19 protein-coding genes, 1 tRNA gene and 1 pseudogene are annotated in these 25,074 nt (G+C 53.6%); 14 read left to right on the top strand and 7 right to left on the bottom strand.

The window, feature by feature from the left end; all coding sequences use genetic code 11:
* Together M3P88_RS14080 and arcC are read left to right on the top strand one after the other, a co-directional pair.
* Positions 1-223: pseudogene (locus tag M3P88_RS14080) on the top strand (ornithine carbamoyltransferase); the annotation flags it as partial.
* A gap of 184 nt (positions 224-407) precedes the next feature.
* The gene (arcC, locus tag M3P88_RS14075) at positions 408-1,352 is read left to right on the top strand and encodes a carbamate kinase (protein ID WP_124735147.1); all 945 of its coding nucleotides are present in this window, start codon (positions 408-410) and stop codon (positions 1,350-1,352) included.
* Positions 1,353-1,470: 118 nt separating this feature from the next.
* Here arcC and M3P88_RS14070 read toward each other — a convergent pair whose 3' ends face one another.
* Positions 1,471-2,028 carry an adenine phosphoribosyltransferase gene (locus tag M3P88_RS14070; protein WP_249616633.1) on the bottom strand — a complete coding sequence of 186 codons (558 nt, stop codon included), beginning with the start codon at positions 2,026-2,028 and terminating at the stop codon, positions 1,471-1,473.
* A gap of 103 nt (positions 2,029-2,131) precedes the next feature.
* Positions 2,132-3,430, bottom strand: a complete 1,299-nt coding sequence (locus M3P88_RS14065; RefSeq protein ID WP_160798206.1) for an NCS2 family permease — start codon at positions 3,428-3,430, stop codon at positions 2,132-2,134.
* Between the two features lie 157 nt (positions 3,431-3,587).
* Between M3P88_RS14065 and gmk the strand changes: the two genes are divergently transcribed.
* From gmk to M3P88_RS14025, 8 genes are all read left to right on the top strand, one after another.
* A complete protein-coding gene (gene gmk / locus M3P88_RS14060) occupies positions 3,588-4,214 on the top strand; it encodes a guanylate kinase (protein WP_502798959.1) in 627 nt (208 codons plus the stop codon).
* 63 nt (positions 4,215-4,277) lie between these two features.
* Positions 4,278-4,484: a DNA-directed RNA polymerase subunit omega gene (rpoZ, locus tag M3P88_RS14055; RefSeq protein WP_124735143.1), complete on the top strand. Its 207-nt coding sequence runs from the start codon at positions 4,278-4,280 to the stop codon at positions 4,482-4,484.
* Positions 4,485-4,507: 23 nt separating this feature from the next.
* A complete protein-coding gene (locus M3P88_RS14050) occupies positions 4,508-6,664 on the top strand; it encodes a RelA/SpoT family protein (protein ID WP_249616632.1) in 2,157 nt (718 codons plus the stop codon).
* A gap of 336 nt (positions 6,665-7,000) precedes the next feature.
* The gene (rpsU, locus tag M3P88_RS14045; RefSeq protein WP_124735141.1) at positions 7,001-7,213 is read left to right on the top strand and encodes a 30S ribosomal protein S21; all 213 of its coding nucleotides are present in this window, start codon (positions 7,001-7,003) and stop codon (positions 7,211-7,213) included.
* A gap of 116 nt (positions 7,214-7,329) precedes the next feature.
* Complete coding sequence (locus M3P88_RS14040) at positions 7,330-7,776, top strand: GatB/YqeY domain-containing protein (protein WP_249616631.1); 447 nt, start codon at positions 7,330-7,332, stop codon at positions 7,774-7,776.
* Positions 7,777-7,785: 9 nt separating this feature from the next.
* Positions 7,786-9,573, top strand: coding sequence for a DNA primase (gene dnaG / locus M3P88_RS14035; protein WP_249616630.1), 1,788 nt, complete (start codon positions 7,786-7,788; stop codon positions 9,571-9,573).
* Positions 9,574-9,628: 55 nt separating this feature from the next.
* Positions 9,629-11,545, top strand: a complete 1,917-nt coding sequence (gene rpoD, locus M3P88_RS14030; protein ID WP_249616629.1) for an RNA polymerase sigma factor RpoD — start codon at positions 9,629-9,631, stop codon at positions 11,543-11,545.
* 40 nt (positions 11,546-11,585) lie between these two features.
* Positions 11,586-11,662: transfer RNA gene (locus tag M3P88_RS14025), tRNA-Ile, on the top strand.
* Positions 11,663-11,900: 238 nt separating this feature from the next.
* Here the strand turns inward: M3P88_RS14025 and M3P88_RS14020 are convergent.
* Positions 11,901-13,775 (bottom strand): hypothetical protein, encoded by a 1,875-nt coding sequence (locus M3P88_RS14020; protein WP_249616628.1) that lies wholly within the window; start codon positions 13,773-13,775, stop codon positions 11,901-11,903.
* A gap of 308 nt (positions 13,776-14,083) precedes the next feature.
* Between M3P88_RS14020 and M3P88_RS14015 the strand changes: the two genes are divergently transcribed.
* Together M3P88_RS14015 and M3P88_RS14010 are read left to right on the top strand one after the other, a co-directional pair.
* Positions 14,084-14,275 carry a hypothetical protein gene (locus tag M3P88_RS14015; protein WP_249616627.1) on the top strand — a complete coding sequence of 64 codons (192 nt, stop codon included), beginning with the start codon at positions 14,084-14,086 and terminating at the stop codon, positions 14,273-14,275.
* Positions 14,272-15,765, top strand: a complete 1,494-nt coding sequence (locus tag M3P88_RS14010; protein WP_249616626.1) for a YfjI family protein — start codon at positions 14,272-14,274, stop codon at positions 15,763-15,765. Before M3P88_RS14015 ends, M3P88_RS14010 begins: the two co-directional genes overlap by 4 nt.
* Before the next feature lie 420 nt (positions 15,766-16,185).
* On the opposite strand, the gene acuI is transcribed toward M3P88_RS14010, so the two are convergent.
* Complete coding sequence (gene acuI, locus M3P88_RS14005) at positions 16,186-17,175, bottom strand: acrylyl-CoA reductase (NADPH) (RefSeq protein ID WP_283773229.1); 990 nt, start codon at positions 17,173-17,175, stop codon at positions 16,186-16,188.
* Between the two features lie 44 nt (positions 17,176-17,219).
* Positions 17,220-17,858, bottom strand: coding sequence for an acrylate utilization transcriptional regulator AcuR (gene acuR / locus M3P88_RS14000; protein ID WP_249616625.1), 639 nt, complete (start codon positions 17,856-17,858; stop codon positions 17,220-17,222).
* Between the two features lie 884 nt (positions 17,859-18,742).
* On the opposite strand from acuR, the gene M3P88_RS13995 reads away from it, so the two are divergent.
* A complete protein-coding gene (locus tag M3P88_RS13995) occupies positions 18,743-19,486 on the top strand; it encodes a YagK/YfjJ domain-containing protein (RefSeq protein WP_249616624.1) in 744 nt (247 codons plus the stop codon).
* 184 nt (positions 19,487-19,670) lie between these two features.
* On the top strand, positions 19,671-21,227 hold the full coding sequence (locus tag M3P88_RS13990; protein WP_249616623.1) for a Fic family protein: 1,557 nt from the start codon (positions 19,671-19,673) through the stop codon (positions 21,225-21,227).
* 88 nt (positions 21,228-21,315) lie between these two features.
* On the opposite strand, the gene M3P88_RS13985 is transcribed toward M3P88_RS13990, so the two are convergent.
* Both M3P88_RS13985 and M3P88_RS13980 read right to left on the bottom strand, forming a co-directional pair.
* A complete protein-coding gene (locus tag M3P88_RS13985; protein WP_249616622.1) occupies positions 21,316-24,414 on the bottom strand; it encodes a type I restriction endonuclease subunit R in 3,099 nt (1,032 codons plus the stop codon).
* A gap of 99 nt (positions 24,415-24,513) precedes the next feature.
* Positions 24,514-25,074 (bottom strand): nucleotidyltransferase family protein, encoded by a 561-nt coding sequence (locus M3P88_RS13980; RefSeq protein ID WP_249616621.1) that lies wholly within the window; start codon positions 25,072-25,074, stop codon positions 24,514-24,516.

Below are 25,074 nucleotides of genomic sequence, written 5' to 3'. Positions count from 1 at the left end.
TGCCAAGAACCCAGCCGTTAAGTTCCTGCATTGCCTGCCAGCTTTCCACAACAGCGAAACCGTTGTAGGTGCTGAAGTGGCTGCTGTGTACCCGCAATTCGCCAACGGTATCGAAGTGACCGAAGACGTGTTCGAAAGCCACGCTAACGTAGCCTTCGAGCAGGCGGAAAACCGCATGCACACCATCAAGGCCATCATGGTTTCGACCCTGGGCAACCAGTAAGCTTGAAGCCTGATATCCGGCACTAGTCGGATACTTGAGTCGGTGCGATTCTGTCGCGCCGTGACATGGCCGGCAGCACCTTGCAGGTGTGGTCGGCCATTGTTCCTTGTGAAGCGGTTAATGCCGCTTCTGATTGATGATTTCACTGCATAGCCCGTCGGGCTGTGTGGCTAAAGGATAAAAAATGCGCGTAGTAGTAGCTCTGGGCGGTAATGCCCTGCAAAAGCGTGGCGAAGCCATGACCGCCGACAACCAGCGTGCCAACGTAAAAGTAGCGGCACAACAGCTGGCTGCCGTGACCCGTCTGGGCCACAACCTGGTGATGTGCCACGGTAACGGCCCGCAAGTCGGCCTGCTGGGTCTGCAGAACGATGCTTACGCCCGTCACGTTGATGCTTCGGTTACACCGTATCCGCTGGACGTCCTGGGTGCGCAAACCGAAGGCATGATCGGTTACATGATCGAGCAGGAAATGGGTAACGAGCTGCCAGTTGAAGTGCCGTTCGCGACCATCCTGACCCAGACCGAAGTCGATGCCAACGATCCTGCTTTTGCTAACCCGACCAAATTTGTTGGTCCGGTTTACAGCAAGGAAGAAGCCGAGAAGCTGGCTGCAGAAAAGGGCTGGACGGTAAAGGCTGACGGCGAATACTTCCGCCGCGTAGTGCCGTCTCCTAAGCCTAAGCGCATTTTCGAAATGCGTCCTATCAAGTGGATGATCGAAAAAGGCGCAGTGGTGATTGCAGCTGGCGGTGGCGGCATCCCGACCATGTACCAGGGCGACAAGCTGGTTGGCGTGGAAGCCGTGATCGACAAGGATCTGACCTCCGCCCTGCTGGCGCGTGAAGTGGATGCTGACTACTTCGTGATCGCAACCGACGTGTCGACCGTATTTGTCGGCTGGGGCACGCCAGAAGCGAAAGCCATCAAGCACGCTCACCCGGACGAAATGGAAAAGCTGGGCTTCGCTGCCGGCTCCATGGGCCCGAAAGTGGAAGCGGCTTGCGAGTTCGCCCGCCTGACCGGCAAGAAAGCCGTGATCGGCGCGCTGCAGGATATCGAGAAGATCGTTAAAGGCGAAGCCGGTACCGTGATCTCGACCGAAAAAGAAGGTATCGAGTGGTACTAAGCCGTTAAGGCTGGGTTCATTAGATAAAAAAGGCTGCCTTCGGGCAGCCTTTTTGTTGTGTGGTGCGGGCAGAAAAAACCGCAGCATGAGGCTGCGGTTTTCGTGATGGGGGAGAGCGTCAGATTCCGCTGAACGAGCAAACAGTAAACAGCGACAGGCCATCGTCGCGTACCAGTTTTGCACCGCCCAGCTCGGGCAGTTCGATAATCGCGGCCGCTTCGACCACGTCTGCACCCAACTTTTGCAGTAGATGGTAGCCAGCCATCATGGTGCCGCCAGTGGCGACCAAGTCGTCGATCAGCAGGACGCGATCGCCTGGCTTGCAGGCATCGGTGTGCATTTCTACAGTGGCGTTGCCGTATTCCAGCTCATACTCTTCCGCTACCGTGGTGAAAGGCAGTTTGCCCTTTTTGCGGATCGGAATGAAGCCGACGTTGAGCTCGTAGGCCAGCACCGAGCCGATAATAAAGCCGCGCGCATCCAGACCCGCAACCAGATCAATCTTCTGGTCCATATAGCGATGGACGAAGATATCGATCAGCATGCGGAAGGTCTTGGGGTTTTGCAGCAGTGGCGTGATGTCGCGGAACATTACGCCATCGTGTGGCCAGTTGGGAACGGCGCGAATCCAGCCCTTGAGGTAGCTCGCGTAGTCGATATTGCTGAGGTTGTCCATGATGCGGTCCGTACAAGGGTTACCCGCCATTGTACAAGTTTGTGGACGGGTATGCACAAGGGGCGCTCGAGGCGCCCCTTGTCGATGGAAGATAGCAGGCAGCTTAGTGGAAAAAGGCCAGTTTGAAAATCCACATGGCGGTAATCACCAATACGGCCGGGCTCAGGTCCTTGGCGCGACCGGCCAGCAATTTGATGGCGGTAAAGCTGATAAAACCAAAGGCAATGCCGTCTGCGATGGAGAAGGTGAAAGGCATGGCCAGCGCAGTCATTACAGCGGGCGCTGCCTCGGTCAGGTCTTCCCACTTGATCTCGGCCAGGCCGCGTGTCATCAGCACGGCTACATAGCAAAGTGCGGGGGCTGTTGCATAGGCCGGCACGGTTTTGGCCAGCGGTGACAGCCACAGGCAGGCCAGAAACAGCAGGGCAACAGTGAGCGAGGTCAGGCCGGTACGGCCACCCACGGCGGTACCTGCAGCCGATTCGACATAGGCGGTGGTGGAAGAGGTGCCCATGGCCGCGCCGGCGGTGATGGCGATCGAGTCGGCCAGCAAGGCGCGTTTGAGGCGGGGCAGTTTGCCGTCTTTGTCCAGCAGGCCGGCACGGTGTGAAACGCCAACCAGGGTGCCGGTCGTGTCAAACAGGTCGACAAAGAAAAAGACGAAGATCACGCCCAGCAAGCCTGCATTAAGCGCCCCCTGGATATCCATCGCCATCCAGGTCGGCGCCAAGCTTGGCACCGGGGCAAAGATGCCTTCGAAGGTCGACAGGCCTAGCGTAATGGAGAGCGTGGTGATCAGGATAATGCTCAGGATGATGGCGCCAGGCACCTTGCGGTATTCGAGAGCCACAATCATGAAAAAGCCGAGAATAGCCAGCAGGGTGGTCGGGTTATGGATATCCCCCAACGTGATCAGTGTTGCCGGATGGGCGGCAATCACACCGGCGTTTTTCAGGCCGATAATCGCCAGGAACATGCCGACGCCGGCAGAAATGCCGAATTTAAGCGATTGCGGAATGGCATTGACCATGGCCTCGCGTACCTTGAACAGGCTGACGGCGAGAAAGACCAGTCCGGACAGGAATACGGCGCCCAGTGCGGTTTCCCATGAAACACCCATGCCCTGCACCACGGTGAAGGTGAAATAGGCATTCAGTCCCATGCCCGGTGCCAGTGCAATCGGGTAGTTCGCAACCAGCGCCATGATGCTGGTGCCCAGTGCGGCAGCCAGACAGGTGGCGACGAAGACGGCATTGATATCCATGCCGGTTGCCGACAGGATGGCGGGGTTAACCAGAACGATGTAAGCCATTGTCAGGAAGGTGGTAATCCCGGCGATGACTTCCGTTTTGACCGTGGTTCCATGTTCTTTAAGTTTGAACAGGCTCTCTAGAACTTGCATGTCGTGCACCCTCGGCGGCATTTCAGTTTTTTATGAGTTGGCTATTTTATACGATTTATCATTAGGAGAGTGCGGGAGTTCCAAGTGCCTCTCTTTAAAGATGTCCCCCTCTTGTGGTAACCTGAAATATTAGTCCAAGTTTACAGAGAGCCAGCCCATGAGTATGTCGACCGGTAGCATCTTTATCGTGGTAGCACCGTCCGGTGCCGGTAAGACTTCACTGGTGGCGGCATTACTTAAGGCTGCACCCGATGTTGAACTCTCTGTCTCTTTTACTACGCGTGCGCCGCGCGCCGGCGAGATCGACGGTCAGCATTACCATTTTGTATCGCGTGATGCGTTCGAAGCGATGATTGCCGCCGGTGATTTTCTCGAGTACGCCGAGGTGTACGGCAATTACTACGGTACCAGCGTGCGCTGGATCCGTGAGCGTACGACTGCCGGTCACGACATTCTGCTGGAAATAGATTGGCAGGGTGCGCGTCAGGTGCGCGAGATATTTGCCGAGGCGGTTGGTATCTTTATTTTGCCGCCTAGCCTGCAAGTGTTGGAGAGCCGTTTGCGCGGCCGTGGTACCGATAGCAACGAGGTGGTCGAGCGCCGTCTGGCCGAGGCGCGTGCCGAGATCGCGCTGGTCGGTGAATATGATTACATCGTAGTTAATGATGAGTTCGAGCAAGCACGCACGGATTTGCTTGCTGTTGTTCGTGCGGTGCAGTTGCGTGCACCGCGCCAGTGCCAGCGTCTGGCGTCCGTGTTGGCACAGATGCAGCCTGCCGGCTGAAATGATTGGTCAATCCGGCAAAATCACATATAGTTTCCACCATTCCTGAAAGAGGTAAACCCCATGGCCCGTATTACCGTTGATGACTGCCTCGACCGTATCCAGAACCGTTTTGATCTGACTTTGGCCGCCGCATACCGTGCCCGCCAGGTTGCGTCGGGCGGAACGACTTTTGTTGAACCCGGTCGCAATAAGCCGACCGTGGTGGCTTTGCGCGAAATCGCTGCCGGTCATGTCGGCCGTGAAATTTTGACCCGTAATAAGGGCTAATTGCCCCCGGATATTTCTCAGGCATGCAGCTGGATAGCGCACCCCCCATTGATTATCAGGCCATGATAGACACGGCGGCATCGGCTCTGCTTGAGTCGGCCGCTGCCTATCTGAAGCCGGAAGATGTGCAGTTATTGCGTCAGGCATTTGATGTCAGCCGTGAGGCGCATGAGGGGCAGACGCGCAAAAGCGGTGAACCTTATATCACCCACCCGCTGGCAGTGGCCCAGATGCTGGTCGACTGGCGCATGGATGCGCAGGGCGTGGCTGCAGCCTTGCTGCATGACGTGCTGGAAGACACAGGGGTATCCAAGCCCACGCTGACCGAGCACTTCGGCAAGACCATTGCCGATCTGGTGGATGGGCTGTCCAAGCTGGAACGGCTGGAGTACCAGACCAAGGAAGACGCGCAGGCGGAAAACTTCCGCAAGATGGTGCTGGCGATGGCGCGCGACGTACGCGTGATTATCGTTAAGCTGGCCGACCGCTTGCACAATATGCGCACGCTGGACTCGATGCGTGAGGACAAGCGCAAGCGCATCGCCCTGGAAACGCTGGAAATTTATGCGCCGATTGCCAACCGTATCGGTCTGAATACGGTCTATCGCGAGTTGCAGGATCTGGCGTTCAAGCATCTTTACCCTACGCGCTATACCGTGCTGGCCAAGGCGGTGCGCGCGGCACGCGGTAACCGGCGCGAGATCGTTAACAAGATTCTGGAAGCGGTCAGCCAGCGTCTGGCCGAGAACAAGATCGAGGCGGTGATCAAGGGGCGGGAAAAGAATCTGTACAGCATCTACAAGAAAATGCAGGAAAAAAACCTGTCGTTTTCCGAGGTGCTGGATATCTACGGTTTCCGCGTGGTAGTCAACGATATTCCCAGCTGCTATCTGAGCTTGGGTGCACTGCATAGCCTGTACAAGCCTTTGCCGGGCAAGTTCAAGGACTATATCGCGATCCCCAAGGGTAACGGCTACCAAAGCCTGCATACCACCTTGTTCGGGCCTTATGGTACGCCGGTGGAGATGCAGATTCGTACCCGCGAGATGAATGCGGTAGCCGAGGCGGGTATCGCTTCGCACTGGATGTACAAGAGTGGTGACGGCAGTCTGGATACGGCGCATCAGCGTACGCACCAATGGCTGCAGAGCATTCTCGATATTCAGGCCGAGAGTGATGATGCGATCGAGTTTTTCGAGCATATCAAGATCGATCTGTTTCCGGACGAGGTGTACGTTTTTACCCCCAAGGGCAAGATTCTGGTCCTGCCGCAGGGCTCGACTCCGGTCGATTTTGCCTATGCGGTACATACCGATGTCGGTCACCGCTGTATCGCGGCACGCGTTAATCACGCACTGGTGCCCCTGCGTACGGTGTTGAGAAACGGGGACAGCGTCGAGGTGATTACCTCGACCCAGGCCAAGCCTAATCCTTCGTGGCTGAATTTTGTCGCGAGCGGCCGTGCCCGCTCGTGTATACGCAGTTATTTAAAGAGCTTGCAGACCACCGAAGCCTCCTTGCTGGGCGAGCGCCTGCTTAAGCAGGCTTTGAGTGCGCTGGTGATGACGCCGCTGGCTGGCGTCGATGCGCTGCAGGATGAGTATATGGCGCTGTATGGCGATAATCTGGGCTCGTTCCGCGAGGTGCTGGCCGAGCTTGGGGTGGGTAAGCTGTTGCCTATCGCCGTCGCGAGGCGTCTGGTTGAGCTTGCCGGGCGCAAGTCCGGCGAGTCGGTGCGCGTGTCGCCTATTGCCATTCGGGGTAACGAGAGCGGTACGATACAACTGGCGACGTGTTGCAGTCCTATTCCGGGTGACGAAATTGTCGGTGCGATAGCCAAGGGGCAGGGATTGATTATTCATCGCAGCCTGTGTGCCAATATCCGACGTTTCGATCAGGATAAATTACTGGAAGTTACCTGGGACACGCAGCGGGATCGCATGTTTGCGGTGACCGTCAGCGTGATGGCGCGCAATGAGCGTGGCACACTGGCCGATATCGCGTCAGCGATCTCCGGCGCTGCTGCCAATATCGAAAGCGTAGACACGCAGGATGGTTCGGCAGGGGAGGGGTATATCCATATCCATTTCCGCCTGCAGGTAAGTGATCTGGTCCATCTTGATCGGGTTCTTGCCGCTGTCGCGCAGTTAAGTAGCGTGATCAGCGCTAAGCGCGGGTGATGTATCTGCGTAGCCGTAATGATGGCAGGCGCGGATAGGTCTCGACTTTTTGCTGCGAGTCCGGTATAAGTTTCAGCCCTGCGTGAAGCCCGCACTTTCGAGTACGTGCTGCCGATGGCCGAGGCCGCCCCGGCACCTACGCTGGCCGCGTTTTGTTTCGACCAATTGCAACACCATTTCTCCTAGTGAGGGGGTGATTTTTTCAGTCATTTGTCGTGCATGGTGCACTCAAGTGACGAACTTCGGAATCCAGGACTTTATCAAAAAGGATTCCGTTGCTAAAATACCGGTTTTATCAAGCATTTAGCTTACCCAAGATTTTAAGGATCCCTGTCGATGCCGACTGTTCGCGTAAAAGAGAATGAACCGTTTGAAGTAGCAATGCGCCGTTTCAAGCGCTCCGTAGAAAAAACCGGTCTGCTGACCGAACTGCGTGCGCGCGAGTTCTACGAAAAGCCAACCACCGAGCGCAAGCGTAAAGCTGCTGCTGCCGTGAAGCGTCACTACAAGCGCATCCGTAGCCAACAGCTGCCACCAAAGATGTTCTAAGCTTTACGTACGGTTGATTTACAGGACCGCAGGCTTTGTCTGCGGTTTTGCCTTTTGTAGTTCCGCATTTCTGCGGCCGGCTTCATGTCGGCCGCTGCCTCTTCTGAAAGCACGATATGAGTCTCAAATCACGTATCACTGACGACATGAAGACGGCCATGAAGGCCAGAGATGCCGCGCGTTTGTCCGCCATTCGCTTGTTGATGGCCGCAATCAAGCAGAAGGAAGTCGATGAGCGTATTGAGCTGGACGATGCCGCCATCGTGGCGGTGGTCGACAAAATGCTCAAGCAGCGCCGCGACTCGGTTACGCAGTACGAGGCGGGTGGCCGTCAGGATCTGGCCGAGCAGGAAAAGGCAGAGATGCTGGTGCTGGCCGACTATCTGCCGCAGCAGTTGAGCGTAGCTGAAATCAATGCATTGATTGAAGCCGCAGTTGCAAGTAGTGGTGCTGCCGGCATGCAAGACATGGGCAAGGTCATGGCACTATTGCGTCCGCAACTGGCCGGCCGTGCCGATATGGCTGCCGTGTCGGCCCTGATTAAGGCCCGCCTTGCTGCTTAAGGTGCGCGGATGATCCCGCAGGATTTTATCGATCAGTTGCTGAGCCGCGTCGACATCGTTGACGTGGTGGATCGCTATGTCCCGCTGAAAAAAGCGGGGCAGAACTATCTGGCTTGCTGCCCTTTCCACAAGGAAAAATCCCCCTCTTTTACGGTTAGCCCATCCAAGCAGTTCTATCATTGCTTTGGGTGTGGTGTGCATGGCTCGGCCATCGGCTTTGTCATGGAGTATCAGGGGCTGGGTTTTGTCGATGCGGTGCGCGTGCTGGCCGATAGTGTGTCCATGCCCGTGCCGGAGGTGCAATATGCCGACCCGGTGGCGGAGCAAGCTGCGCGTGCGCGCCGCTTGTCACTTGAAGAAATCCTTGCAGCTGCTGCGGTTTATTTCAAACAGCAGTTGAAATCTTCGCCTGCTGCCGTCAGTTACCTTAAGGGTCGCGGTTTGTCCGGCGAAATTGCCGCACGCTTTGCCTTGGGGTATGCGCCCGATGCCTGGCAAAATCTGGCCGCGATTGTGCCGGATTATCAGGATGAATATCTGGTCGAGGCCGGTTTGGTGATCGCGGGGGATGAAGGTAAACGTTACGACCGCTTTCGTGGCCGGGTGATGTTTCCCATTCGTAACCAGCGCGGCGTGATTATCGGTTTCGGTGGACGCGTGCTAGGGCAGGGCGAACCCAAATACCTGAACTCGCCCGAGACGCCGCTGTTCGAGAAGGGGCGCGAGCTTTATGGCCTGTACGAGGCGCGCCAGGCGATACGCGAGCACAACCGGGTGCTGGTGGTCGAAGGCTATATGGATGTGGTGGCGCTGGCGCAGTATGGCGTAGCGTATGCAGTCGCGACGCTGGGCACGGCAACGACCGGCGAGCATGTGCGTAAGTTGCTCAAGCACGCAGATCAGGTGGTGTTCTGCTTTGATGGCGATAAAGCCGGGCAGAAAGCGGCTTGGCGGGCACTGGAAAACAGTTTGCCGTTTCTGGTTGACGGCAAGGCGTTGAGCTTCCTGTTTTTGCCGGAGGCGCATGATCCGGATTCGTATATTCGCGAGTACGGCACCGAGGCGTTCGAGCGCCAGTTGAGTGAAGCCAGTGTGCCCTTGTCGGGCTATCTGACGCGCGAACTGACGCGGCGGGTTGATATGTCTAGCCCCGAAGGGCGCGCTGATCTGGTTAAGCAGGCTATGCCTTTGCTGGCGCAGATTACGGCGCCAGCCTTGGGTTTTATTATCCGCAAGCGCCTGGCTGAACTGGTGGGCGTAGAAGTCGACGAATTCGACATGATGACCGGCCAGCGCAAGGCGGTTGCGCGTGGTCGGCGTGAATACCGTTTGCCGCGCCAATCGGCGCAGCCGGATGTGATGCCTACCGTTCGGCGCCTGATCAAGTGGCTGGTGATGAATCCGGCGTGGGCCAATGAAGTCGAGGTGCGTGATAGCTTGCCTTTGTCTGGCGATATTGCCTGTTTGGCAGCCTTGATCGAGCGGGCGCAGGCGTGCGCCAACACGCCGACCAGCGCGCAATTGGCCGAGAATTTTCGTGGTACACCGTTTGAATCGCAGATTGACTCTGTGTTGCAGGCATCGTTGCGAGACCCGGCAGAACTTGCCAATCCGGACGAGTTTGATCTGGATATGTTTAAGAGCGGCTTCTCCAGAATGATGGATGCGTGTGATGACGCGCTATATCGGCAATTGTCGGTACGCGGACTTGAGCATCTAAGTGATGAAGAGAAGCGTTTGTTGCAGGAACTGATGCGCCGCATGGCGGCGCGGGCGGTACACAACCCGTTGAAATGACGGGCTGTGATATACTCAATTGTTTTTTTCGGCTTTTTTTCAAGCAGGAAACGAAATGGCGGCTTCCCCCAAAATCGATAAAGATGTGCAGGACAACCAGGACAATCCTCAGTTGAGCCTGGAAGAGCAGCGCAAGCGCTTGCGCCAGCTGATTGCGCTGGGCAAGGAGCGCGGCTACCTCACATTCGCTGAAATCAATGATCATCTGCCGGAGGACGTGTCCGACGCGGAGCAGATCGAAAATATCATCGTCATGATCGGTGGTCTGGGTATCCGGGTGACCGAAGAGGCGCCAGACGCCGATACCCTGCTGATGACTGATGCGCCGGCAGCGGTCACCGACGAGGACGCGGTTGAAGAAGCTGAGGCCGCCTTGTCGTCGGTTGATGCCGAGTTCGGCCGCACCACCGACCCTGTGCGCATGTATATGCGTGAAATGGGTACGGTTGAGCTGCTGACCCGCGAGGGCGAAATCGAAATCGCCAAGCGGATCGAAGACGGTCTCAAGTACATGATCCAGTCCATCTCGGCCTGCCCCGGCACGATTGCCGAAGTGCTGACGCTGATGGACAAGGTCGAGCGCGAAGAAATGCGTATCGACGAAGTTGTCGACGGCTTTATCGACCCGAATGCCAGCGTTGAGGCAGAGACCGAATTTGCCGAGCCGGAAGACGACGAGATGCCGGATGATGACGAGCCGGAAGAAGAGGACGAAGAGGCCGACGCGGAAAGCATCAATGCCGCTAACCTGCTCGCGCTCAAATTGCAGGCGATCGAATTCTTTGCCGATGTGCGCGTGCAGTATGCCGGCCTGACTGCCGCATTGCAGAAATCCGATGCCAAGGCTGCCCAGGTTCACCAGCTGCAGATCACTGATGCCTTTATGCAGGTGCGTTTTGCTACGCGCCAGATTGAAAGCCTGTGTGACTCTCTGCGCTCGCTGGTGGCTGAAGTGCGTTCGCATGAGCGTGAAATTCAGGATATCTGCGTGCAGCGTGTGCGCATGGATCGTAGCCACTTCATCAAGAGCTTCCCAGGCAACGAAATCAATGTTGACTGGGTCGTGAAGGAAATCGAATCCGGCAAGGCCTGGTCCGAAACGCTGGAGCGCTTCAAACACGCGATTATCGAGCGTCAGACCCGTCTGGCCGATGTCCAGTTGCGTGCCATGCTGACCATTCCGGCGCTGAAGGAAATCAATCGCCAGATGGCGGCAGGCGAGAAGAAGGCGCGTTTGGCCAAGCGCGAGATGATTGAAGCCAACTTGCGTCTGGTGATTTCGATTGCCAAAAAGTATACCAACCGCGGTCTGCAATTCCTTGATCTGATTCAGGAGGGCAATATCGGCCTGATGAAGGCGGTGGACAAGTTCGAATACCGTCGCGGTTACAAGTTCTCGACCTATGCAACCTGGTGGATTCGTCAGGCGATTACGCGTTCGATTGCCGACCAGGCGCGTACGATCCGTATTCCGGTACACATGATCGAAACCATCAACAAGATGAATCGTATCAGCCGCCAGATCCTGCAGGAAACCGGGCACGAGCCGGATCCGGCCGAACTGGCCGAGCGTATGGAAATGCCGGAAGAGAAGATCCGCAAGATCATGAAGATCTCCAAGGAGCCGATCTCGATGGAAACGCCTATCGGTGACGATGACGATTCCCATCTGGGTGACTTCATTGAAGATGCGGTGACCATCACCCCTTCCGATGCGGCCATGTATTCCAGTTTGCGCGAGGCAACCAAGGAAGTGCTTGAGTCGCTGACACCACGCGAAGCCAAAGTCCTGCGCATGCGTTTCGGTATCGATATGAATACCGACCATACGCTGGAAGAGGTGGGCAAGCAGTTTGATGTGACACGCGAGCGTATCCGTCAGATCGAAGCCAAGGCATTGCGCAAGCTGCGCCATCCGACGCGTTCCGAGCGGCTTAAGAGCTTTCTCGATAACGAGCCAAATGGCCAGTAAGCTACATTTACCGGAAATTATGGTATAATCGCTTGCGATCGGGCCTTTAGCTCAGTTGGTTAGAGCAGAGGACTCATAATCCTTTGGTCATCGGTTCAAGTCCGATAGGGCCCACCAATAAAATCAACGGCTTACAGATTTTTCTGTAAGCCGTTTTTCATTTATGAAAAAGTTGTAGGGCTATTGTAGGGGAGGGGAAGAGCTATCCTACCCTTGGCAGGATAGCTCCATGATTAGAACCATCATGTCCATCTCCGCCTTGTGCTTACTGCGAGGAGGGATGGTTAACTGTGCATATGTCAGTGCCGCGAGGTGTGAGTCATGGGCAGTGTTCAATCAGGCCAGAGATCGCCAATCACGCAGGGAGAGACGTTCTATCTGTCGCCAGTGGCTGTGGTAGTTCCTTTTTTAGTGCCGGCCCCTCATTCAGGGTCACGAGGAAGTCGCAGAAGTAGTAACCCTTTTTATTGAAATATGTCACCTGCTTTCTTTGCGGGTTTGTTGCATGTAGCATTGCTGAATAATCTTTCGAATATTGTTCAGGATCTATCTTTTTCAAAATCTCGATCTTTTCTACGTTATTTAGCCGCAAATATCTGTTTATTGACTCTCCGGCTAGTGAAGACTCTGCGCAGATCACATCGCTGCCACTTCTGTGTAATTCGATTAGGTTGAAATTTTTAAGTAGTCCATTTATATTTTTTAGCGCATCATACAGACGAATCGTAAATGCTTTTGCTGGTTTAATATTTAAAAAATTATTTGGCAATGGTTGTGGTGGTGTGAAAAAAATATCTTGGTCAATTTTTTCAAATATGTAACCTAGTGTTTTATTTAGACCAGTTAATGGATTGCATAAATCTGTTTTTAGTGCGCTACTTCTGATGTCACTATTGAAGTTGAAAATTGCTTGAGCAATATTGAAATCAGAGGTGTCTGATATTATCCCTTTTTTCGGGCCGAATGGAGTTTCATGGAATAATGTAATTTCATTCGATATTGGATTGTTTGCCATCAGTGTCATGACTAATGGTTCTAAGCTTTTGTGCGGTATATTTTCTACTTTTTGTATTTTAAGTGCCAATAGCATGCTTGCGATTTGTGCAGCAATTTGGCCGTATTGATAGTTGCTTGTTGTAAATAAAAATGCCTTCTCAAAGTTACGTATATAGCGCTCATCAACGCGATTTCTTTCTAAGTCCCACCAGAATTTTTTAATTACCGCAGCGGGTAGAAATGCGCGGTTGCGCCAACTTATTAGGCTTCCAAGTGTGCTGGTTACCTCGCTGGGAAGATCTTCGCAATTGATATGTTCTATTGAGTTTAAGTATAAATTTAGGATTGATTTATAATGTTTGTTGTGTGTAAACTCAAAATTATATTCATTGAAATATTGATTGCACACGTAATCTCTGCGTAATCCTTGATGCATTTCAAGTAAAGTATTTTCGTCAGGAATCGCTACCAGGTGCTTATTTTGGCTGTAGGGTTTAAATAGTCTAAAAGCAAATTTTGCAGCAAAAAATTTAAACCTTGCTTTAAGGGTAATATCCTTTGCATTTTCTTTGTCTAAATCAATACTGATCTCTGTTTCTAGGTTGGCAAGAATTGTATTAATAGATTTTGTCTTCGGGAATGAGCGGTGATCTATTCGGCCTATCGCAATCTTGAATTCAGAGCATTCAATGCCATTTAGTAGTTCGCTAATTTCGTCCTTTAACATCTTTATACAAGCCTTTTCAGGGAGGTCTTGTTGTGCTAGCGATTTTAGGTAGTGTAGTAGTTCTGCAGCAAAATCAATCTTTTGTACGTCACGACAAAACCGTAGAAGTTCCATTGTCTGCGGTAATGTGACTAGCCAGAAAAAACACAGATCGCCATGTAGGCGTGATTTTGGTGAGAATATAGGGGTTGATTTCAATCTGGATAGTATATTTTCGATCTTTAAGAAGCATTTTTTTAAAAACTTTTGTTTTCTTTCCTCTACTTGGCAAAGCGTCAAGACACTAATTATTGTTTCATCATGAATTGTCTGCCGTTGCAATATGCTCCGAGATTCAGACATTTCGCGTGGCCTAGTTTGCTTTTTTTCATCTTTGTTAATATCAAAAATGATGGATATTGCTTGGATAAAATCGGCATAGCTTGGAGTCGTGATTTTTTCTTTACTCCCCAAGTCAAACATCATTCTAAAAAATTCTTCTGAATTATTTTTATTTTGCTTATTCACAAGCGCCTCTCAGTGGAATGGTAGTCAATAAATTGAATGCTACTACATTCGATTATTTTGAGCTATCTGCATAAGTCCATCGGTCTACATCCCCGAGATGACACTTCGTATCCTGCCGTTCTTCAAGCATCCCGCACAGAGGCGATAGTCTTACCTAACACGACCTCTTGGCCTGCTGACCGTATGCCTCGCTATGTCTCTGCAGATTTCCGGGTGTAGTGCTCAGCCACCGTCAGTATTCTGGCTGCACTCAACGGGGATCAACGACAGAAGGGTAGCCCCACCCTTCGTTTTATTAGGAGATTTTTGTGAACAAGAGTGTCAAGTACCTGAATACAAATGATTTTGCGAGCGGGCTTTCGCTGCGCCCGCAGTCGATTCGCAAACGTTTCAACCAAACAGGGAGCTATTTTGGGCTCAAGCCAGTGAAGTTCCCGAATGGACGCTTGTATTGGCCTTCCAACGCCATCGTGCAACTGCAAGATGGAGGTGTGAAATGAATTACGCCTTTGCTAGTTCATGGTACCCGTTTGACCAATTTCCACCTGATATTTGGCAGGCGCTGAATGTAGTTCAGTGTCAAGTTCAATCGGCACCAGCCCTGGTCGGAACGATGGCAATCGGAGTGATGTCGGAAGCAGTTCAGGGCATTGCCGATGTCCAGATCCCGCAAGGTCCCCGCTGCCCGACATCGACCTGGGTTTTGGGCGTGGTCGATAGTGGTGGCGGCAAAACGCCGACGCTGAATATGTTACGCCATGGCTCGGTACAGGCATGGGAGGCTCGTCGCTATCAAGAGCATGCTGTCCTGCTCGAACAGTATGAAATAGATCACCAAGCGTGGAAGCTGGAACTGGATGAGCTGTCCAGTGATCTGCGTAAGGCGGTACGCAAGAAACAGGATACGAGTGATGCCAAGCAATACTTGGCAGCACATATGCTCGCCAAACCGGAAAAACCGCGCCGTCTCAAACTGTCTTACTCCGATGCGACGGTGGAGGCACTGCTGCACGGGATGGGGGAGTTTTGGCCAAACGTGGCGCTACCCATCGACGAAGCCTCAATATTTTTCAATGGGCACATGGCCAATGGCCTCCCTTTATTGAACCAGAGCTGGGACGGCCACACTATCAGTATCGACCGGCGTAGCCAAGATGAGCCGATCCTGATCGATCAGCCGCGTGCAACGTTGATCTTGGGTATCCAGACCGCTCAGTTGCAGAAGTATTTCAAGCGCCGAGGCAGTGAAGGACGGGATCTTGGGACGATGGCGCGGATGTTGGTGTGCTGTCCGCCGGACAACCAAGGTTACCGCAACGTTTCGCCGATTGAACTAGACCAGCGGCCGTTGGATGTATTCCATCAGCGCGTGCAAGCATTGCTGACGCAGTCCGTTGGTGAGGATGGTGAACCCATTGCGCAAAAGCGTCTCGTCGAGTTCAGCCCGGAAGCCGCTGAGCGCTTTCACAATCTAAGAGAGCAGATCGAATGGAATATACGTCCTTTTGGGTGCATGGCAGATGTGCGTGACTACGCAGCTAAAGCGACGCGCCATGTCGCCAAGTTAGCGGCGATTTTTGAAATCTTCGAGAACGACAGCGATGTCATTGGGCTGGAGATGCTGGAGCGCGCCATCAACTTAATTGACTGGCACATCAAGGAGTACCAGCGGTTGTTCGCCTTGCCGCCGGAAATTCCTCAATGCGAACAAGATGCTGACCTACTATTGCCCTGGCTCTATCAATTTGCCAACCATCGAGGCAACCGGTATCTGATGCGTAACGATATCCGTAAACATGCCCCTAACAGCATCCGCAGTAAAGATAGGTTGATGGCTGCGTTGCAGGTATTGTGCCAGCGCGGTCAGGTGGGGCTGTGGCAACTTGAACGGATTAGTTATGTAGACATGCAGCCAACATGGGGATACGATCCTGCTGCGTTGAGTGTGGCGATAGGCTGTTATCGCAATCGCAGGGGATTGGCTCAATAAGCGGGAGAGAGCTTGCGCCATTGCGGTTGTTGCGGCCAAGCCGCAGGAACCGCAGCGGCGCAGCTCCTAGCCCTATCTGTTTACATGGCCGCTAGCCACTGGATTAGATCTTTGCGCTGGAACCCCCCAGCAGCTGATGCAAGCCTTGCCAATGAGCATTCTGTTCAGTGCCAGCGTTCCCGTCTTGACCTCCTCGACAAACGAGACGATCTCATCCGCATTCCATTGCCGATCGAAAACACCCCCGGGCCGCGCACCGCAATGAAGAGGAGAGCGGCTGCCCAGACGCCGTGGGTAGGATAGGCGTCAGGATACACAAATACCTAGATGGTCGCGGTCATGGCGAGCAAGGCCTGCTCAGAAAAACGGCTCGCTAGGCCGACCAGCAGCAAGGCAGCAAATAGAGCTGCTCACAATCTTTCAGGCGTTGATGTCCACGATTACCCGACCGCGGATCTCGCCATTGATGAGCTTGAACGCATAGGGAATCGCCTCGGCGAGCGAAATCTCGGTGCTGATCATCTCCAGTTTGGAGATATCGAGGTCCGTCCCCAGGCGACGCCAAGCCTCAAGGCGCTCGGGGCGCGGACACATCACGCTGTCGATACCGACCAGCGTCACGCCGCGCAGGATGAACGGCGCCACCGTTGCCGGGAAATCCATCCCTCCGGCCAGCCCGCATGCCGTCACCACACCGCGATACTTGGTGGTGGCGCAGATGTTGGCCAGGGTGTGGCTGCCGACGACATCGACCGCACCAGCCCAGCGTTCCTTGCCCAGCGGCTTGCCCGGCGATGAGAAATTAGCCCGATTGAGCACTTCGCTGGCGCCCAGGCGTTTGAGGTAATCGGCCTCTTCGCTGCGCCCGCTGACTGCGACCACCGTATAACCGAGCTTCGCCAAGATCGCGGTTGCCACACTGCCGACGCCACCGGCGGCGCCGGACACGACGATTTCCCCGTGTTCCGGCTTCACACCGTGGCGCTCCAGCGCCAGCACGCAGAGCATGGCGGTGTAGCCGGCAGTGCCAATCGCCATGGCCTGTTGCGGCGAAAACTGTTTGGGCAGCGGCACCAGCCAGTCACCCTTGAGCCGCGCCTTCTGGGCCAGTCCGCCCCAGTGCCCTTCGCCGACGCCCCAGCCGTTGAGCAACACGCTGTCGCCCGGCTGGTATTCGGCATGGGTGCTCGATTCGACGGTGCCGACCAGATCGATGCCGGGCACCATCGGGAAACGTCGAACCACCGGCCCCTTGCCGGTGATGGCAAGACCGTCTTTGTAATTGAGCGTCGAGTGGCTAACGCGGACAGTGACATCACCCTCGGGCAACTGCGCTTCGTCGATGTCCTTGAGATTGGCGCGATAGCTGGCGTCATCCTTCTCGATCAGAATGCCTTTAAACATGTTCATCTTCTCCGTAATTTAGACCGATCGTCTATAAACAGTTAAAAAAATCAGCCCCGCTGCAGCCCGGTGAAAAAACCATTTGCGAAGATTTCGAGCGGTTTGGTACTACGTTCGAGTTTGGCGCGCAAGACCGCGCCTTCCCAGCCGATCCAGAAGAAGCTCGCTTGTTGCGCGCAATCCAACGCGGCAGGAATCTGCCCATCCCGTTGCGCCGCTTCGAGACAATGGGTCAGACGGCGCTCCCAGTCGTCGAACACGGTGTTGAGACGCGCCCGGAAGCTCTCCGGCAAGGCTGCCATCTCCTGACCGAGATTGCCGATCAGGCAGCCACGGCGGAAACCGTGCCGCGCCATGCCGGCTTGCGCGTCGTCTACAAACGCCTGCAGGCGCTCGAGCGGCGTCATTGATTCGCCACTAAAATGGCGTTCCAGCTTACGGGCAAAGTAGCTCGCGTAGCGCTCAATCAACGCAACCCCGAAAGCTTCCTTGCTATCGAAGTAGTGATAAAAGGAGCCCTTCGGTACGCCGACGCGTTTCAGCACTTCGTCAATCCCGGTTGCCGCAAATCCCTTCTCGGTAAGCACCTCCAGCCCGGCGCGCAGCAGCAGCTCTCGCGTTTCGAACGTATCATCGGGCCGTTTTGGCGGGCGGCCGCGTCTGCGGGGAAGGGCGTGCTGTATTTCCATGGGGTCATATTGGACTGGTTGTCTCGTTTAACGCAAGCCGCTCTATCATCGCAGCTCCAAAGTGAGAGGACAGATGCTGTCATCTCAGAACCAGCCCTTGTAAACAACGAGACTCGAACGGCAGCAACCCTCGCGAAACGGGCTCTATGTTTTCACCTACCCCACAGTCGGTTCTGGCCGATGTGCTGCCGCTCAGATAAATCACAGAGCGGTAGCTTTACTCTAAAAACCTGACGCACTCCTTGTTGGTGAACCTTTGTCTGCTGTGGGGCGATAGCAGACATTGCACCTTTAATGATGAATTATTCGCTTCGGTCGAAGAGTAACCACTTCCACGACTTAGCATCAGTAAAAATGGCCCCCAAATTTGGAGACCATTATTTTCTCTGCGTAGGCTATATGTGAAATCTAAAAAATCTAAAAAAGTGGGAAAAATCTAGATATTCATGGGATCCTACAATGGTCACGCAAAGTTGGTTGTCGAATTAGGTAGGCATGATCGGAAAATACATCGATGTCTGGATAGGGCCATATTCGAATTTAGTAGTCGATTTGTAAATGTGGTATTTACGGTTATTTGCGTTGACTTGAATTGACGGGTCTTGACGTTGGTTTTTATTTGTCTAAAAATGCTAATCGTTGCGTTAAGTTTTTTATATTAAAGGAGATTTTTTTGATTTGTGCATGTTTTTTCAATAGGCTATTTTTATTTGCGGAGATAATTACGTATAGTTGGTGATTCGTGCTTTTACTGTTTAATAAGGGTATTTTTCCGTTTGGAGGGCGGTTATTTCGTTTCATCAGATCTTTCTGATTTAGGTATTAGTTTATTATTAGCTTTACTATTGTATTGATAGTCTATTCCTATAATGGCTAGGGGTTCTATGGAACTATCTTGTTCAGTTAACAGTAATGTATTTGCGGCTAGATTGAATTTGATCGAGTCATTGTGGCGTTATGGTCCTTCAAAACTAGTGATAGTTCGTGTTGATTTCGGCATCAGAGTCGAGCATCAAAGCGCGATAAGCGCTTTTGAGATAATTGATGACTTTGAGCGCTTGCTTGCTAATAGACGTGGCAAGCCTAGTATTTTTGAACACAACATCGGGATGATCTGGAGCTTAGAGTTTACTCCTGACAAGTCGTATCATTATCATGCGCTGTTCGTCTTCAATGGCCATGAAATTCAAAATGATGTCTACTACGCCGATCTGATTGGCGAATACTGGTGTAACCAGATCACGAAAGGTAAAGGTACCTACTGGAATTGTAACCGACAAGCGGCCAACTACCCCGTCAACGGGCTAGGCATGATCTGCCATAACGACTGGCCGAAGAGGCTGGCGTTGCTGACCCATGTTGTCCCCTACCTCGCCAAGCCGGATCATCTGATCCGTGCGGCTATCCAAAACGATGCGATAGCGCTAGGTATGTCCCATTGGGCTCACAAGGTCAGGACTTACGGTGCCAGCCACCCGCTGACCGAACGGCGCTCGCCAGCAGGGCGACCCCGTATTGGAGGCATGCCCAGTGCCTCTCAACTTGTTTATGCCACTCCAGATACTCAAGTGGACTGGTCTGTGCCAGGCAGTGCCTTCTCCGAGTTAGTGGAGGAGCTTATTTTTTGAACTCTGCAACGTGTCTCCCGCCCACCACCAGTGGTGGACTATAGGCCAGCGTCTGCATCGAACATCGGTTGAGCTTGAGATAGCCTAGACGTAGCTGGCAGTGCATAGTCACGGCGCTAGTTGTAACTGTTTTTTCTAGAAATAGTCATAATGTAATCGTTTCAGTAACGGGATAAACAAAACGATGCCCACTATCGGCTACCAGTGGCTTGCCAAGGCCCACGACATCGACCCGGTCCATCCGTTTGCTATACAAAGCACCATCGGTAGCTCACGCACGACAGTGCTGGAAAATGACCTCCGGCGAGAGGTCTATCCAGAGAGTTACCGGCCTGCCGAAACACTGAAGGATCAGCTAACGTTTGCGCTCAAGCATGAAGAAGTACACCTCGAATTTTTAAGCAGGCTGTTTCAAAGGCCAACGGTCAAAGAGGCGCTAACTGTCTGGATTCATGCTGAACCCACCGGCGCCTACGCCAGGCGTGCCGGCTTCCTGTACGAATGGCTGACAGGAGAGCAGCTTGATTTTGCAGGCGTAGCGCGTGGCAATTATGTGGACGCACTGGATGATAGGCGCTATCTGACGGGAGCCCCGATCAACAACCCGCGTTGGCGGGTGCGGGACAACTTGCCCGGCAATCGCGATTTCTGTCCTATCGTCCGGCGCACGGATGCCATCAGACAGGCTGAGGCTTACGACATCGCAGCTAAGCTAGTTGAATTGGAAGACGACTACGGTGTGGATTTGATCCTGCGCAGCACGGTATGGCTGACAGTCAAGGAAAGCCGAGCCAGCTTCCAGATCGAACGAGAGCAAGGGCAGGAAGACCGAATCCGTCGCTTTGCGGCGGTAATGGAAAGGGAGTGTGGCCGTCACGATGACCCTTTTGCACCTGAAACACTTACCAGCCTACAGCGAGGCATCTTAGGTGAATCGGCATTACGCTATGGCTTACGTCGATCCCCGGTATTTGTTGGCCACACCTCACACTACCAACCGGTAGTCGATTATATTGCGCCGCATTGGGACGATACGGTACCGATGCTGGGTGGTTTGTCAGCCTTCCTGAGCCGTACGCAAGGTCAGGCATCCTTGCTGAGAGCTGCGGTAGCCTCCTTCGGTTTTGTATACGTGCACCCCATGGCGGACGGCAATGGCCGGATTTCACGCTTCCTGATCAATGATGTACTGCGGCGGGATGGCCAGGTGCCTGCCCCCATTATTTTACCTGTCTCTGCCACCATCACCCACAGCACACGCAACCGGGCGGACTACGACCGGGTGCTGGAACGCTTCTCGCGTCCACTGCTACAGCGCTACAATCAACACTATCGTTTTGCCGAAAGCATTGAGGCAGAAGATGGCGTGATCTTCAATTTTCACTTTGATGCGTACGAGGATGCGCGCCCGGCTTGGGCCTATCCGGATCTGACCGCCCATGTCGCGTATCTGGCGCAGGTGATCGACCAGACCCTGAGCCTGGAAATGCGGAATGAGGCCCATTTCCTGCAAGCCAACGAACGTGCCCGTCAAGCGATCAAACAGGTACTGGAAGCACCGGATAACGACTTGGATGTGATCATCCGCAGCGTGCGCGAAAACGGTAATCGCATCTCTAACAAGCTGATTAAGCGCTATCCTGTGCTGGAACCAAGCCAAGCGATAGCCGGGCACATCGTCGTAGCCATTGTCGAGGCCTTTTCTTATGCGCTACCCCCAGAGCACATGGGAAAAGACTAGGCACCCACCGGTACGCCATTTCTGCCCGGTGCTCAAGCATGGTTTATGCTTGGCTTAAAGGCTGTCTATATGGCTGAAATCATCCAATTTAAACCAGCCCGCCCACGCCCTTGAACTTCTCGACAAAGGCGGCGATCTTTTGAAATACGCTTTGCTTCTTGGTCAGGTATTGCGGGTTCAGCGGGCTCATTTTGGGCAAAATGGCATTGAGTTCAGTGCCATTCTCACTCGCAAATTCCCGTTTTAACGAGTTGCTGATATAGCGCCGGGCCGCCGCTGCATTCAGGCTCTCGGCGCTGATAAGTTCTTGCGCCTCACGCAGTTGCTCCGCTTGGGCAAAGGTAAAGAAGGCATCAATCACGCTGGCCTTATCACCAATCTGATCCAGATCGGTCTGATTGATAAAGTCGACCAGCAAGCCCTCCTTGGCGCGGTTATCCAGACTGGCGCGAATCATGCGGCGCACTTCATCCACCAGGTCGGATTTGCTCTTGATCTTCTTGTTGTGCTCGAAAATCAGCTCCAGGATGTAGTCCAGATTGATTTCCTGCGATTTGAGCAGGTCCACCTCAAACACCACATCGTCCCAGTCGAGGGTGGATTTTTCTTTTTCAGCAGAAGATTTTTCCCGGCGCAGCCAATCGCGTACATCGTTGTAGGTGGAACGGTAGTCCTGAACCTTGCGCTCGGATGGCAAACGCGTTGCCTGCAGCGCAGCCAGCTCGTCATCGTTCAAATAGTGTTTGGCCTTGAAATCCTCAACAGCGAGCGGGTCGTTCATGTCGATGCTTTGCAAGGCCTTGAGGCTGGCAAATTCGTCGTAATTTTGCAGCACGTTCTCGATGCGCAAATACTCGCCAAACAGCTTGGCAAAGGCTTTTTTGTCGGACTCTTTTTCAATGGCGGAAGGGTCAGGAAAGCGCTGTTCCAGCTCCTTCACCACCTCGACAAAACCACGGCGCGCTTCACCTGTTACCACATCGGTAAAGCCTTGCATGTACTCCTGATAGCTCTTCTCCAGGATCACGTTCTTGGTGTTCTTGTCGCCAAACAGGGTGATGGCATCAATGGTCGCCTGCTCCAGATCGCGGAAGGTGACGATATTGCCGAAGGTCTTGGTGGCGTCAAAAATGCGGTTGGTACGCGAGTAGGCTTGCATCAGCCCGTGGTAGCGCAGGTTCTTGTCGACAAACAAGGTATTCAAGGAGGGTGCATCAAAGCCGGTCAGGAACATGCCCACCACGATCAGCAAGTCAATTTCCTTGGCTTTGACTTGCCTGGCCAGATCGCGGTAATAGTTCTGGAAGCCGTTGCTGTCCACGCTGAAGTTGGTCTTGAACAGCGCGTTGTAGTCGGCGATGGCAGCGCTCAAGAACTCCTTGGCGCTGCTGTTCATGGCCGACACGTCAAAACTTTCGTCCTGAATATCGCCGACCGCCTCCTGCGCCTCATTGGCGGCAAACGAGAAGATGGTCGCCACTTTCAGCTTCTTGTCGCTGTCCTGCTGTAGTTCCCTGAAGCACTCGTAGTAGAGCTTGGCCGCGTCCACGCTGCTCACGGCAAACATGGCATTGAAGCCCTTGCTCCCTGCATGCAGGCGATGGGTCTTCTGGCGGAAATTGTGCAGGATGTACTGGCTGATTTCTCGGATGCGTTGCGGGTGCAACAAGGCCTGCTTGTTTTCCGCCGCGCTCAGCTTATTTTCGTCCTTCTCGGTTTCGATGGCCTTGAACTGCGGTCGCACATCGTTGTAATCCACCTTGAACTTGAGCACTTTTTCATCGCGGATGGCATCGGTGATTACGTACGAATGCAGCTCGCGGCCAAACACGCTGGCGGTGGTTTCTGCACCCAAAGCGTTTTGCGGGAAGATCGGCGTGCCGGTAAAGCCAAACTGATAAAACCTCTTGAATTTCTTGCTCAGGTTCTTCTGCGCTTCACCAAACTGGCTGCGATGGCACTCATCAAAAATGAACACCACGTGCTTGCCGTAGATGGGCAGCTCGGCTTCGTTCTTTATCAGGTTGTTGAGCTTCTGGATGGTGGTGACGACGATTTTGTTGTCGTCTTTCTCCAGGTTGCGCTTGAGGCCGGCGGTACTGTCCGAGCCATTCACGCTGTCCGGCGAAAAGCGCTGATATTCCTTCATGGTCTGGTAATCCAGATCCTTGCGGTCCACCACGAAGAACACCTTGTCGATAAAGTCCAGTTCGGTCGCCAGCCGTGCTGCCTTGAAGCTGGTCAGCGTCTTGCCCGAGCCGGTGGTGTGCCAGATAAAGCCGCCGCTGTCGGTATTGCTCCAATTTTTGGCCTGGTGGCTGCTTTTGATCTTCCACAAAATGCGTTCGGTAGCGGCAATCTGGTAGGGACGCATCACCAGCAGCGTATGGCTGACATCGAACACCGAATAATGCAGCAGTACATTCAGCAGTGTGTGCTTCTGGAAGAAGGTGGCGGTAAAGTCTTTCAGATCCTTGATCAGGCTGTTATCCGCCTTCGCCCAGTTCATGGTGAAGTCGAAGCTGTGCTTGTTGCGCGCTGTGGTATTGGCGAAATAGCGGCTGTCAGTGCCGTTGGAGATCACAAACAGCTGCAGATACTTGAACAAGGAATGCTGGCTGTTGAAGCTTTCTTTGCTGTAGCGGTGTACCTGGTTGAAGGCCTCGCGGATCGCTACGCCGCGCTTTTTCAGCTCCACCTGCACCAGCGGCAGGCCGTTGACCAGAATCGTCACGTCGTAGCGGTTGGCGTGGCTGCCGGCCTGCTCAAACTGGCGGATCACCTGTACCTTGTTGCGGGCGATGTTCTTTTTGTCCAGTAAGTAGATGTTCTGGATACGGCCATCGTCGAACACAAAGTCGTGGATATGGTTGTCGTGAATCTTGCGGGTCTTGTCGACAATACTGTCGCTGGGCGTATCCAGGAAGGTTTCCACAAAGCGCCGCCACTCGCCATCAAGAAACTGCACGTGATTGAGGGTTTGCAGCTGCACGCGCACATTGGCCAGCAAGGCTTGTGCAGAATTCAGGCCGGCCAGGTATTCGTAGCCCTGATTTTGCAGATCCTGAATCAGCTCGCATTCTAGCGCATTCTCGCTCTGGTAGCTGTCCGCCACCTTCCAGTCCTTGCTGTACTTCTCAAGCACAATAAAGTTTTTCGATTCGGCGATGGTCTTGTAGTCGCTCATGCTGTTTCACCCTTGTTGTGCCGGCCTTGTGGGCTTCACGGTTAAAGCCGGATTCGATACGCCACGGCTTGTTGCTTTTTGAATGGCCGTGGCAAAAAATCACATGAACAGGCGTTTGAACTTCTCGTGGTTGTCGATATTGCTTTGAATATCTGCCGCATCCCAGATTTGCAGCTCCCACGGGAAAAAGTAATTGCTCTTGTTCTTGAAGTACACATGCAGGCCGCGATAGCCGGCCTTATCGCGCAAATACCAGTTTTTCAGGCCCAGCTCATCCTGCCACGCATCCAGCAAATCCAGTACGGTTTCGATTTCAGTGGCGGACAGGATGATCCTGGCGCCAAAAATATCATTCAGCCAGTTGTTGACCGGGTATTGGTCTTCGCGGCTGGCGAAACGCCCGATCTTGTCGTCAATGCTTTCCCGCGTCTTCACGCGGTAAAAGTACTTGATGTCAATGTCCGCCGTCATCAGGTAATCGTTGACGCTCTCGTGCAAGGCCAGCCGGTAGCGGTAAATATGCGCGGGCGGTACATGCTTGATGGTTCTGGACAGGTTGATCTTTTCGACTTTTCCGGTCTCGAAAAAGTCATTCGAAAAATCACGATGCAAGCGGTTGATCTCGCTGACCAGTTGCTTGACTTGAGCTATCTTGTCCAT

It is taken from the genome of Craterilacuibacter sp. RT1T (assembly GCF_023502145.1).
Taxonomy (GTDB): domain Bacteria; phylum Pseudomonadota; class Gammaproteobacteria; order Burkholderiales; family Chromobacteriaceae; genus Craterilacuibacter.
Note: the sequence above shows the minus strand (reverse complement) of the source record. Positions and strands in the feature narration are given on the sequence as shown.